This is a genomic window from Pseudonocardia lacus (assembly GCF_018531445.1).
GTDB classification, from domain to species: Bacteria; Actinomycetota; Actinomycetes; order Mycobacteriales; family Pseudonocardiaceae; genus Pseudonocardia; species Pseudonocardia lacus.
In genome coordinates this window covers 1-12,672 of record NZ_JAHDTH010000227.1, presented here as the reverse complement: position 1 = coordinate 12,672, position 12,672 = coordinate 1, and the positions used below count along the sequence as shown (strand labels likewise).

Annotated in this window: 11 protein-coding genes; 1 reads left to right on the top strand and 10 read right to left on the bottom strand. The window is 73.0% G+C overall.

The window, feature by feature from the left end; all coding sequences use genetic code 11:
- Positions 1 to 752, top strand: a 752-nt coding sequence (locus KIK08_RS32860; RefSeq protein ID WP_214407212.1) for a GNAT family N-acetyltransferase, incomplete at its 5' end; no start/stop codon positions are given.
- Here the strand turns inward: KIK08_RS32860 and KIK08_RS32855 are convergent.
- The 10 genes from KIK08_RS32855 to KIK08_RS32810 all read right to left on the bottom strand — a co-directional run.
- On the bottom strand, positions 731 to 1,201 hold the full coding sequence (locus KIK08_RS32855) for a hypothetical protein (RefSeq protein ID WP_214407211.1): 471 nt from the start codon (positions 1,199 to 1,201) through the stop codon (positions 731 to 733). The two genes, KIK08_RS32860 and KIK08_RS32855, sit on opposite strands and share 22 nt — an antisense overlap.
- Positions 1,198 to 2,094 (bottom strand): N-acetyl-1-D-myo-inositol-2-amino-2-deoxy-alpha-D-glucopyranoside deacetylase, encoded by an 897-nt coding sequence (gene mshB / locus KIK08_RS32850; RefSeq protein ID WP_308258038.1) that lies wholly within the window; start codon positions 2,092 to 2,094, stop codon positions 1,198 to 1,200. Before mshB ends, KIK08_RS32855 begins: the two co-directional genes overlap by 4 nt.
- A 19-nt stretch (positions 2,095 to 2,113) precedes the next feature.
- Positions 2,114 to 3,169: an ABC transporter ATP-binding protein gene (locus KIK08_RS32845; protein WP_214407210.1), complete on the bottom strand. Its 1,056-nt coding sequence runs from the start codon at positions 3,167 to 3,169 to the stop codon at positions 2,114 to 2,116.
- 73 nt (positions 3,170 to 3,242) lie between these two features.
- On the bottom strand, positions 3,243 to 4,292 hold the full coding sequence (locus tag KIK08_RS32840; protein ID WP_408004767.1) for an ABC transporter ATP-binding protein: 1,050 nt from the start codon (positions 4,290 to 4,292) through the stop codon (positions 3,243 to 3,245).
- A gap of 74 nt (positions 4,293 to 4,366) precedes the next feature.
- Complete coding sequence (locus KIK08_RS32835) at positions 4,367 to 5,332, bottom strand: ABC transporter permease (protein WP_214407208.1); 966 nt, start codon at positions 5,330 to 5,332, stop codon at positions 4,367 to 4,369.
- On the bottom strand, positions 5,325 to 6,305 hold the full coding sequence (locus KIK08_RS32830) for an ABC transporter permease (protein WP_214407207.1): 981 nt from the start codon (positions 6,303 to 6,305) through the stop codon (positions 5,325 to 5,327). The genes KIK08_RS32835 and KIK08_RS32830 overlap by 8 nt, the downstream gene beginning before the upstream one ends.
- Before the next feature lie 106 nt (positions 6,306 to 6,411).
- Positions 6,412 to 8,181: an ABC transporter family substrate-binding protein gene (locus tag KIK08_RS32825; RefSeq protein WP_214407206.1), complete on the bottom strand. Its 1,770-nt coding sequence runs from the start codon at positions 8,179 to 8,181 to the stop codon at positions 6,412 to 6,414.
- A 229-nt stretch (positions 8,182 to 8,410) separates the two neighbouring features.
- Positions 8,411 to 10,234, bottom strand: a complete 1,824-nt coding sequence (locus tag KIK08_RS32820; protein WP_214407205.1) for an ABC transporter substrate-binding protein — start codon at positions 10,232 to 10,234, stop codon at positions 8,411 to 8,413.
- Between the two features lie 166 nt (positions 10,235 to 10,400).
- Positions 10,401 to 12,314, bottom strand: coding sequence for a translational GTPase TypA (gene typA / locus KIK08_RS32815; RefSeq protein WP_214407204.1), 1,914 nt, complete (start codon positions 12,312 to 12,314; stop codon positions 10,401 to 10,403).
- A gap of 2 nt (positions 12,315 to 12,316) precedes the next feature.
- The coding region (locus KIK08_RS32810; RefSeq protein WP_214407203.1) for a hypothetical protein at positions 12,317 to 12,672 on the bottom strand (356 nt) is incomplete at its 5' end.

The window sequence follows — 12,672 nt, the reverse complement described above, 5'->3', positions numbered from 1 at the left end:
GGGCGCCGCTGGCCGCGGTGACCCGGCTGGAGGAGCTGTGCGCCGACGCCTGGCCGGCCGTGGTGGAGCGGCGGCTCGGCGGCTGGCGGCTGCGGGCCGCGGGCGGCTACACCGGCCGGGCGAACTCGGCGCTGACCGTCGGCGACCCGGGGATGCCGGTCGCGGCCGCGCTCGACGTGCTGCGGGGGTTCGCCGCCGAGCACGCCATCCCGGCCCGCGTGCAGGCGCCGGTCGGCTCGCCGTGGGACGGGGCGGTGGCCCGGGAGGGCTGGGTGCTCGACAGCGGGCACCGGGCAGGCGCCGAGGTGTCGGTGATGGTCGCGGACCTGGCCTCGCTGCCCCGTCCGGACGACCGGGACGTCGACCTGCCCGAGCGTCCGCCGGCGCAGTGGTGGGGCGTCGGCGGGGACGGCGACCCGGGCCCGGCGCAGCGGCACGTGCTCGACCCGGGCGGTTCACCGCGCACGGCGTTCCTGCTGGCCCGCGGGTCCGGCGGGGAGCCGGTCGGGCGGCTGCGGGCCACTGTCGTCGACGACCACCTGCACCTGTCGGTGCTGGACGTGGTGGCGGCCGAGCGCCGCAAGGGGCTCGCCACGACGCTGATGGGCGCGGCGGCCGGCTGGGGCCTGGCCCACGGGGCGCGCTGGGGGGTGCTCCAGGTGGCGCTGCACAACGAGGGGGCGAGGGGCCTCTACGACCGGCTCGGCTTCGTGGAGCACCACCGGTACCGCTACCTGGTGCCGCCGTCCTGACCGGCCTTGGACAGCGCCGGGCCGGAGCCGGGCGGCGGTGGGGGTGCCACCGGCCGCGCGGCGTGCCGCCGCAGCGCCACGACCCCGGCGAGCAGGCCGCCGCCGACCAGCACCAGCGACATCCACACGGTGGTGGTGCCCATCGGGAGGATGGCGTCGCCACCGGGTCCCCACAGGCCCAGCACCACCGTGGTCAGCAGCCAGGCCCACAGCGGCGCGCCGGCCACCGACGGCCGGGGGTCGATGTCGGCGGCCCGCAGCACCAGCCACGGCAGCACGACGACCACCAGGAACGCGCCGACCGGCACCGGTACCGCGTCGACGTGGAACGGCGTGAACACCAGTCCCAGGCCGGCCAGCAGGATCGCGTCGAGCAGCAGCAGCCCGAGCAGCCCGCCCTCCAACGCGGCGGCGGACGGCGTCGGGATGCCACGCCCCTTGCCGGTCATGCCGGGGCCCCGTCGAACAGGTCGTCGAGCACGCCCGGGGCGGCGTCGGGCACGGTGAACTCCTCCGCGTCGAGCAGCGGTTGGGCGATGCCGTTGCTGAGCGCCCAGACCACGGCGCCGTCGTCGGGCGGGGCGGGCGCCCAGACCTCGACCTGGGTGGCGTGCGCGCGCAGCGCGGCGACCCGGGCCGCGCGCTGGTCGGTCACGTCGATGCGGGCGGTGACGGCGTCGTCGGCCACGGTGGGCAGGTCGTCGGCCACGGGCAGCCGGAACGGCAGCCCCGGCAGCCGCGAGATCCGCTCCAGCCCGGCGGCCAGCGCCGAGCGGGAGACGCCGGTGAACGCCAGCCGCGCCGGCCGCCCCGCGGCCGCCACCGCGGCCACGGTGATCTCGTGCGCGCGGACGTGGTCGGGGTGGCCGTAGCCGCCGTCGGCCGGGTAGGTGACCACGACCTGCGGGCGCACCTCCGCCAGCACCGCGGCGAGCGCCTCGACCTGGGCGTCGAAGGCCTCCGGCCGGGCCAGCGCGCGCGGGTGCAGCACCTCGGGCGTCGCGGCGCGCACGCCGTGGCCGGCCAGGGCCATGCCGGAGTCGCGCCAGCGGCCTACCCCGCCCAGGAAGCGGTGCTCGACCGGGCCGAGGGCGGCGCACGCGCCGGCCAGCTCGCCGATCCGGTAGCCGCCCAGCTGGTCGGCCTGCCCGGCCTCCAGCATCGCCAGCCCGGGCGGGATCACCTCGCCCTGCTCCCCCAGCGTGCAGGTGACCAGGGTGACCGAGGTGTCCGGCGCCGCGGCGTAGCGGGCGATCGTGCCGCCGGTGGCCAGCGTCTCGTCGTCCGGGTGGGCGTGCACGAGCAGCAGCCTGCGCCCAGGGGCGGTCGGGGCACCGGTCACGCGGGCAACTCTACGACCGTCAGATCAGCACCTTCTGCTCGGCGTAGTGGCAGGCGACGGGGTGCCCCTGACCGCGGTCGACCAGCTGCGGGTTGTCCTCCACGCAGCGCTTGCGCTCGCCCTCGCCCAGCTCGGCGGCGAACTTCGGGCAGCGCGTGCGGAACCGGCAGCCGCTGGGCGGGTCGGCCGGGCTGGGCAGGTCGCCGACCACGGTGATCCGCTCGCGGGCCCGCTCCTTGCGCGGGTCGGGCAGCGGGATCGCCGAGATCAGGGCCTGCGTGTACGGGTGCCCCGGCCGCTCGAACAGGGCGGCCGCCGGGCCGGTCTCCACGATGCGGCCCAGGTACATCACCGCGATGCGGTCGGCCGTGTGCCGCACGACGGACAGGTCGTGCGATACGAACAGGTACGACAGGCCCAGCTCGGTCTGCAGCTCGTCGAGCAGGTTGAGCACACCCGCCTGGATGGAGACGTCCAGCGCGGACACCGGCTCGTCGAGCACCAGCACCTTGGGCCGCAGCGCCAGTGCCCTGGCCACGCCGATGCGCTGGCGCTGGCCGCCGGAGAACTCGTGCGGGAACCGGTTGCCGTGCTCGGGCTTGAGCCCGACCGTGCGCAGCAGGTCGCGCACCAGCTCGCGGCCGCCCTTGTCGAACATGTCGTGGATGCGCAGCGGCTCGGCCACGATCTCGTTGACCGGCATGCGCGGGTCCAGCGAGGCGTACGGGTCCTGGAAGACGATCTGCAGGTCGCGGCGCAGCGTCCGCATCTGCTTCGGGGACAGCGCCGAGACGTCACGACCGCCGTAGAACACCTCGCCCGAGGTGCGCTTGATGAGGTTGAGCACCAGCCGGGCGGTGGTCGACTTGCCGCAGCCGGACTCGCCGACCAGCCCCAGCGTCTCGCCCTCCAGCAGGTCGAACGACACGTCGCAGACCGCGTGGATGTCGCCGACCTGCCGGCGGATCAGCCCGGAGGAGCGCACCGGGAAATGCTTGACCAGGTTGCGGGCGCTCAGGATCGGCTCGCGCGCGGGCGCGCTCCCGTCGCCCTTCTCGACTGCGGGCGCGCTCACCGCACTCCCTCGCTGCGCTCGGTCGGCACTTCGCGCGAGCGCTGCTGTGTCGATGGTTCGCTCGCAAGCTCGCTCACGCGAGTTCCTCGCTCTCTTCGACGAAGTGCGCCAGCGCCTCGGCGTCGGCGACCTCGGTGACGAACACGTCGCCGGGGGTCTTGCCGATCAGCTCGTCGGAGCGGTGGCACGCGGCCAGGTGCTCGGCGTCGGTGGTGGGCTCCAGCTCGGGCTCGCGCTCGTCGCACAGCGGGACGGCCAACGGGCAGCGCGGGGTGAACGGGCAGCCCGGCGGCATGTTCACCACCGACGGCGGCGAGCCGGGGATCGGGGTCAGCCGCTCGCTGGGCCGGTCGAGCCGGGGCAGGCTGCCCAGCAGGCCGAACGTGTAGGGCATCCGCGGCGTGTAGAAGACGTCCTCCGCGGTGCCGATCTCCACCGGCTTGCCGGCGTACATGACCAGGACGCGGTCGGCCTGGCCGGCGATGACGCCGAGGTCGTGGGTGATCAGCACCATGGCCGCGCCGGTCTCGACCTGGGCCGCCTCCAGCGAGTCCATGATCTGGGCCTGCACCGTGACGTCGAGCGCCGTGGTCGGCTCGTCGGCGATGATCACGTCCGGGTCGTTGGCCATCGCGATGGCGATGACCACCCGCTGCCGCATCCCGCCGGACAGCTCGTGCGGGTACGCCGAGAGCCGCTGCTTCGCGTTCGGGATGCGCACCAGGTCGAGCAGGTCGGTGGCCCGGTCGAGGGCGGCGGCCTTGGACACGTCGTGGTGGGCCCGGACCGCCTCGGCGATCTGGTACCCGACCGAGTAGACCGGGTTCAGCGAGGTCATCGGGTCCTGGAAGATCATCGAGATGTCGCGGCCGCGGACCTGGTTGAGCTCCGCGTCGCTCATCCCGATCAGCTCGCGGCCGCGGAACCTCACCGAACCGGACACCTTCGCCGTCCGCGGCAGCAGGCCCATCACGGCCAGCGAGGTCACCGACTTGCCCGACCCGGACTCGCCGACGATGCCCAGGACCTCGCCGCCGCGCAGCGTGTAGTCGACCCCGCGGACGGCCTGCACCAGCCCGTCGTCGCTCGGGAAGCCCACGGTCAGGTCGGAGACCTCCAGCACCGCCTCCGACGAGCGGGAGCGCCGCCCGGACTCGGTCCCCTCGGGCCGGCCGTCGGACAGCACGTCCTCGGCGGTCACCGGCGGACCTTCGTCTGCTGCGGGTCGAGCGCGTCGCGCAGCCCGTCTCCGATGAAGTTGATGCACAGCGCGATCAGGATGATGAACAACCCCGGGAAGTAGAACAGCCACGAGCGGGTCGACAGCGCGGTCTGCGCCTCGCTGACCAGCAGGCCGAGCGAGGTGTCCGGCACCGACACCCCGAAGCCGAGGTAGGACAGCGCGGTCTCCAGCAGGATCGCGACCGAGATCAGGATCGTGGCGTTGACGATGATCGAGCCCAGCGCGTTGGGCACGAGGTGGCGCAGGATGATCCGCCAGTCGCTGGACCCCAGCGCCTTGGCGGCCTCGATGAACTCCTTCTCCCGCAGCGAGAGCACCACGCCGCGGGCGACGCGGGAGACGTAGGCCCAGTACAGCCCGGCGATGACCAGCGAGATCAGCCACCAGGTGCCGCCGAAGTTGTGGGCCAGCATGGCCGCGACGGCGATCAGCGGGAGGGTGAGGATCAGGTCGGCGATCCGCATCATGACGGTGTCGACGATGCCGCCGAAGTAGCCGGCCACCGCGCCCCACAGCGTCCCGATCACCGTCGAGAAGATCGCCACCAGCACCGCGATCTGCAGCGAGATCTGGGTGCCGCGCAGCACCTGGGCGAACTGGTCCTTGCCGGCCGAGTCGGTGCCGAACGGGTGCTCCCATGACGGCGGCTCGGACTCGTCCGGGGTGAACTCCCCGAACTTGTACTTCCACAGCGCGCCGCCGACGTAGGCCAGCAGCACCAGCAGGATCAGCACCACGAAGCTGACCACCGCCAGCCGGTGCTGCAGGAACCGCCGGAGCACCAGCTGGAGCTGGCTGCGCTCGGCGACGGTGAACTCGCGCTCGGGGGGAGCGCCGGCCACCTTCTGCCCGGCCGGCGGGGTGCTGGTCGCGGTCGTCGACGCGCCGGTCGACGGGGTGGACGTCGTCGGTTCAGGCATAGCGGATCCTCGGGTCGAGGACGGCGTAGAGCAGGTCGGCGATCAGGTTGAACAGGATGACGACGACCGCGGTGACCAGCAACCAGGCCATCGTCGCGTACACGTCGGCCGTGGCGATCGAGTCGAGCAGGAACTCGCCCATCCCGTGCCACTGGAACACCCGCTCGGTGACGACCGCGCCGCTGATGATGGAGGCGAGGTCGAGCGCGGTGACCGTGGTCAGCGGGATCAGCGCGTTGCGCAGGCCGTGGCGGACCATCACGGTGCGCCGGGGCACGCCCTTCGCCCTGGCCAGCCGGATGTAGTCGGCGTTCATCACCTCGAGCATCGAGGCGCGCTGGTAGCGGCTCCAGGCCGCGTAGGAGATCAGCGCGAGCGAGATCGTGGGCAGCACCATGTGCCCGGCGACGTCGGCCACCCGTTCCCAGAACGTGCCCTGGAAGTTCGGGGTGGCCTCGCCGATCGTGTAGATGACCGAGTCGCCGACGGCCAGGTTGAACTCGATGCCGGCCTGCTTGAGCAGGATCGCCAGCCAGAACGCCGGCATCGACAGGAACAGGAAGCCGACGAACGTGGCGGTGTAGTCGGTGATCGAGTACTGCTTGACGGCGCTGACCACGCCGACGATCACGGCCAGCACCAGGGCGATGATCATCGCCAGGGCGATGAGCCGCAGGGTGACGAAGAAGCGGGTGCCGATCTGGTCGCCGATGTCCTGCGTGCTGATGACGGAGGGGCCGAAGTCGCCCTGGAACAGCCCGCCCAGCCAGCGGACGTAGCGGGCCAGCAGCGGGTCGTTCAGCCAGAGGCGCTCGGCCTCGGCGTCCAGCGTCTGCTGGGGCACCGGGGGTTGGCGCACCTTGAGCGGCTCCAGCGGGTCGCCCGAGGTGCTCACCAGCACGAACACGATGAACGACGAGAGGAGCAGGATCGGGATCGACACGACGATCCGGCGGAGCGTGAAGGCGAGCATGGAGGTCTTCCCTGCAGGCGATGGGCCCGGGCCGGTCGGTGCTTGTGGCACCGACCGGCCCGGTCTGCGAGATTACCCGGCGCGTGGCGGCCGGCCGATCAGATGATCAGCCGTTCCGGAGCCCCCACTGCGCGATGTTGTAGGTCGGGCTGTCCAGGCTGGCGTTGTCGCGGGCGTTCGCGATGTTGTCCTTGATCGCCAGGTAGGTCGGCTTCTGGTACAGCGGGATCGTGGCCGCGGCGGCCAGGATCTTCTTGTCGACCTCGTTGAGCTTGGTCAGCGCGTCGGCCTGGTCGGTGGACGAGGCCGCCTCGGCGAGCAGGCGGTCGGCCTCCGGGTCCTTGAACCGGACGTAGTTGCTGGCCGAGGTGCTCGTGTACTCCTGCTGCGCGTTGCCGAACGGGAACGGCGAGCTGATGTAGGCGAACACGATGGCGTCGTAGTCGTAGGCGTCCAGGGTGCCGCCGAGGTCGTCGGTGGTCTGGATCTCGAACGTGACGCCCAGCTGCTTGGCCGCGGCCACGAAGATCTCCGACTGGGTCTGGCGGATCGCGTTGCCGACCGTGTAGCGCATGCGCATCGTCGGGACGGGCTGGCCGTTCGGGTCGACCAGCGCGGTGCCCACGCCGGTGTAGCCGGCGTCGGTCAGGATCTTCTTGGCCTTCTCGATGTCGCCGGAGCCGAGGCCGGTGTCACCGACGTTGTCCTGGTAGCCGTCCAGGCCCGGCAGCAGCACCGAGCTCTTGAGCGGGGTGACCTCGTCGTTGAACTGACCGACGGTCTTGTCGATCATCTCCTGGACCGGGGTGGCCGCGGCCAGCGCCTGGCGCAGCGGCGTGGTCAGCGCCGGGTTGTCGGCGTTGAAGTCGATGTGCTCCCAGGACAGGCCCAGCGACTGCTGCTGGGAGACGCCCGGGATCTGGGCCACCTGCTGGACCAGGTCGACCTGCGGCTGCGGGAAGATGACCTGGACCTCGTCGTTCTGCAGGGCGATCGGCTCCTGCGTGGCATCGGTGATGATGCGGTAGACGATCCGGTCGAGCTTCGGCTTGTCGGCCCCGTACCACTGCGGGTTGGGCACCGTGGTCAGCGCGGTCTCCGGCTGCCAGTTCTCGACCTGGTACGGACCGGCCGAGTAGGTCGGCGTCGTGGTCCCGAAGTACGCCTCGGCGGCCACCAGGCCGGCCTCGGTGTTGATGTCGCCCTGCTGGGCGGCGATGTGCGCCGGGTACATCGGCGAGCCCGCGCTCCACAGGTTCTTCCAGTCCGTGTACGGCTGGGCGAACGTGACGGTGACGGTCTTGTCGCCGTCGGAGCCGACGATCGAGGCGATCTGGTCGTAGCCGGCCGTGGTGGCCGGGCGGCAGCTCGGGCAGGTCTTGCCGTCCTGGTACTTCCAGTTGTAGATGAAGTCCTGGGCGGAGACCGGCGTGCCGTCGTTCCAGACGGCCTCCGGCTTGATCTTGAACTCGATCGTCTGCGGGTTCGTGTTGGTCTGCTCGCCCGAGACGAAGACGTCCTCGTTCAGCGCCAGCGACAGGTCCGGCAGCGTGCTGTAGGTGTACGGCAACATCGGGTGGATCGCGTTCGACTGCGGCGAGGTGTTGCCCTCGGAGCTGATCAGGAACCAGTTGTCGATGTTCTTCTCGAGCGCGACAGTGATCTGCCCGCCCTGCTGCAGCTGGTCGGCGGGGACGCTGTTGCAGTCCAGGGGGTTGTCACCGCACTCGGCCAGGATCCCGCCCTGGGAGGTCTGGTCGGCCGCGCCGCCGCCCCCCTCGCCACCGGCGTTGCCGCCGCCACCACCGCACGCGGCGAGCAACAGCGTCGCGACCGCGGTGACCGCGACCAGTGACGCCGCCCGTGTTCTCCTCATCGACTCCCGACCCTTTCCTCTACTGGGTGTCCTGTTCGGACGCCCTGACTCCGGCGAGGGACGCCGTCCATGTCGACGGACGGGCGCCCTCGAACCAAGGCACCGTAGAAACCGGTTGACCTCACCGTCACCGGCGACCCTTCGATCGTGACCAAAGGGTGACCGGGCGCGAAGCTTCCGGACACACTAGGGCTACCTCTCGGTAACAACTGAGAACGGGTGAGGTGGATCACCCGTTCGGCGGACGCCATCCCGGGGCGCCGGTGGTCGGCCCCGTCCGCAGCGGGCCGGGCCCGATTCCGGTCGCGGCGTCCGCGGCCGGCGTGCTGATCACCAGCGTGACCGGTTGGAAGAGCGGCAGCGCCGGCAGCTGCTGCCAGAGCACCCGTTCCACGTCCAGCGCCGCGTCGGCCCGCGGCGTGGGCGAGACCAGGTCGTCCAGGGCGGGTTGCAGCGCGGCGAAGCAGAACCCCGTCGGCGAGCGCGGCGGGAACGGGACCGCGCTGGACGGCGGCGGGCAGCCGTAGTCGGAGGCCAGCTCGGTGCCCGGGTCGCCGCCCGTGGTGCGCGGCACGATCATCAGGTCGGGCTCGACGGTGCCGGGCGCGGCCGGGTTCGCGCTCGTCGGGTCGACCCCGGTGGGCGCCGTCGCGGTGCTCGGCGGCGGGCTCGGCGCGGTGGGCGTCGGCACCGCCGACGGCTCGCCGGGCGCCCCGGTCGGCGTCGGCACCGGTGTCGTGCTCGGCGGGGTGGCCGGCACGGCCTCCTGCCCGAACAGCGCGACCGCCCCCGGGGCCACGATCTCGACGTCGACGCCCGCCGCGTCGAGCTGCTCGGCGACCAATCGGGCGACCCGCAGGTCGTCCGGGCGCTCGGCCGCGGCGCCCAGCACGAGCCGCACCGGCGCGCCCGCCACCGCCCAGCGACCGGTGGTCAGGTCGCGCGACCAGCCGGCCTGCGCCAGCAGCTGCCCGGCCACCACCGGGTCGGGCCGGGCCGGCGCCCCCTGCGGGGCCGTGGCCTGGTAGCCCGGCTCGGACGGGGCCAGGCCGAACGCGTCGGCCGCCGCCGCGTCCGGCGCGGCCTGCGCCCGGATCGCCTCCCGGTCGACGAGCGCGGCGAGGCCCTGGCGGGCGCGCGGATCGGCCAGCGGACCGCCGTCGCTGCGCATCCCCAGCTGCACGACCACCGGCTGCGGCGCCGGTTGGACGTGCGGCGCGGGCTGCAGCCCGCCCAGCGCCGTCCGGATGCCGGCGTCGGCCTCGGCGAGCGCGATGTCGACGTCGCCGGAGGCCAGCCCGGCCACCGTCTGGGCGTCGTCCAGGCGCTGCAGGACCAGCACGTCCAGCACGCTCGGGGTGTCCCAGTACAGGTCGTTGCGGGTCAGCTCGACCAGCCCGCGGTCGCGGTCGATCGTGCCGATCCGGAAGGGCCCGCCGGACGCCGGCAGCCCGTCGGTGGTGGCCCCGACCCACGAGCCCGGTGCGTCCTTGAGCAGGTGCGCCGGCAGCAGGCCGGCGAACAGCTCCTTCCACGCCGGGTAGGCGTGGGCGAACACCACGTCGACCGCCTTGCCGCCGGCGCGCGAGCGCACGTCGGTGATCAGCCGGTAGCCGGCGTCGTCGGCGACGCCCGGCTCCTCGCGCATCCGCTCCCACAGGTAGACGAAGTCCTCCGCGGCGATCGGCGCGTTGTCCGACCAGGAGGCCTCCAGGTTGAGCTCGTAGCTCACCGTGAACGGCTCGGTGGCGACCACCTCGGCGCTCGTCGCGATGGTCTCGTCGATGCGCATGGTCCCGTCGGCGTCCGGGCGGAACACCGAGGGCAGCACGAGGTTGGCCAGCGCGGTGGTCACCGGGCTCAGGTGGGCCAGCAGGTGCGGGTTGAACCCGGCCGGGATGTCGCCGACGGCCACGACGAGCTTCGTCGGGTCCGGCTGCGCCGTCGGCACCGGCTCGGACGGCTGCGGCACCGGCTCGTTGACGCAGGCCGTCAGCAGCCCGGCGAGCACCCCCGCGAGCAGCACGACCACCCCGGCCCGCCTGCGCCTCACCTGTCCCCCTGCCCGTCGCCGGGCGCGCGCCGGCGAGCGACGGCCATCCTCGCACCGGGTGCGGCGCCCCCGCTCACCCCCCGTACGGACCGTCGAGAACGACGTTGTCGTGATCAACAGGGCCTGTTGATCACGACAACGTCGTTCTCGACGGAAGGGGTGGCGGTCAGACCGCGGCCTTCGCGCGCGAGCGCGCGCGGGCACGGGCGTGCGAGTCGAGCACGGTCTTGCGCAGCCGCACCGACTCCGGCGTGACCTCGACGCACTCGTCGGCCGCGCAGAACTCCAGCGCCTGCTCCAGGTTGAGGACGGTCGGCGGGGTGAGCTTGACCAGCTCGTCGCCCGTCGACATCCGCATGTTGGTCAGCTTCTTCTCGCGCACGATGTTGACCTCGAGGTCCTCGCCGCGGGTGTACTCGCCGATCACCATGCCGTTGTAGACCTGGGTGCCCGGCCCGACGAACAGCACGCCGCGGTCGGAGAGCTGGTCGACGGCGTAGGCGGTGACCGGACCGGAGCGGTCGGCGACCAGCGACCCGCGCTGGCGCATCCGCATCTCGCCCAGCCAGGGGCCGTAGCCGTCGTGCACGTGGCTGGCGATGCCGGCGCCGCGGGTGACGGTGAGGAACTCGGTGCGGAAGCCGATCAGGCCGCGGCTGGGCACCCGGTAGTCCATCCGGACGCGGGTGGCGCCGTGCACCATCTGGACCAGCTCGCCCTTGCGCCCGGCGACCAGTTGGGTGACCGCGCCGAGGTGCTCCGTGGGCACGTCGCAGGACAGGTTCTCGAACGGCTCGTGGACCTTGCCGTCGACGATCTTCGTGACGACCTCGGGCTTGCCCACGGTGAGCTCGAAGCCCTCCCGGCGCATGGTCTCCACCAGCACGGCCAGCGCCAGCTCGCCGCGGCCCTGCACCTCCCAGGCGTCGGGGCGCTCGGTGGGCAGCACGCGCAGCGAGACGTTGCCGACCAGCTCCTGGTCGAGGCGGTTCTTCACCTGGCGGGCGGTGAGCTTGCCGCCCGGGTGCGGGTCGCGGCCCACGAGCGGCGAGGTGTTGATGCCGATGGTGACCGAGATGGCCGGCTCGTCGACGTGGATGCGCGGCAGCGGGCGCGGGTCCTCCGGGTCGGCGAGGGTGTCGCCGATGGTGACCTCGGCGATGCCGGCCACGGCGACCAGGTCGCCCGCGCTGGCCGACTCGGCCGGGACGCGGGTGAGCGCCTCGGTGCGCAGCAGCTCGGAGATCTTGACCCGGGTGGTCCTGCCGTCGGCGGTGCACCAGGCCACCTGCTGACCGCGGCGGATCACCCCGGCGCGCACCCGGCACAGCGCGATGCGGCCCAGGAAGCTGGTCGCGTCGAGGTTGGTGACGTGGGCCTGCAGCGGGGCGTCCGGGTCGTCGGCCGGGGCCGGCACCGTCTCGGCGATGACGTCGAACAGCGGCTCCAGGCCGGGCTCGTCGGGCAGCTCGCCGTCGGCGGGGCGGTTGCGCGAGGCGCGCCCGGCACGCCCGCTGGCGTAGACGACGGGCAGCTCCAGCAGGCCCGCGGTGGTCGCCTCGTCCAGCTCCAGCTCGTCGGCGAGTTCGAGCAGCAGCTCCAGGCTCTCGTCGACGACCTCCTCGCAGCGCGCGTCGGGGCGGTCGGTCTTGTTGACCACCAGCACCACCGGCAGCCCGGCGGCCAGCGTCTTGCGCAGCACGAACCGGGTCTGCGGCAGCGGGCCCTCGCTCGCGTCGACCAGCAGGACGACGCCGTCGACCATGGACAGCCCGCGCTCGACCTCGCCGCCGAAGTCGGCGTGGCCGGGGGTGTCGACGACGTTGACCGTCATCCCGTGCCAGTCGATCGCGGTGTGCTTGGCGAGGATCGTGATCCCCTTCTCGCGCTCCAGGTCGCCGGAGTCCATGACGCGGTCGACCACGGCGGCCCGCTCACCGAACGCGCCCGATGCGCGCAGCATGGCGTCGACGAGGGTGGTCTTGCCGTGGTCGACGTGCGCCACGATGGCGACGTTGCGCAACTCCGCGCGGGCCCCGCGGTCGGCGGGGGCGGCGAGGGTCGAGGCGGGTGAGCTCACGATTAAGGGTAGCCCGCCGGCGGGCACGCTTGTTCCCCGAGGGGCCCCCCGGGGCGCCCGCTCGTGGCGGAGATCACCGGCGGGTTGTCGTCCTGCCCGACGACTGCGGCTCCCGCGATCTCGGCGAGCACGATGCTAGGCCGCTCGACGAGGTCGTGCCAGGTGTACATCAGGACCTTCCGCACTCCTGGCCCGACGGCCCGCGGGCCCGCCGGTCCGGCCCACCCGCGCGGCTCGACCACCAGCCCAGCCGCCGGGAACGCGATGCGCGGCGGACCCCCGGCCGCGGGGTGCTCGAACCGCCACCCCACCGCGCCCGCCCGGTGCAGCAGCAGCGCCAGCAGCCGCGCCGCCTCGG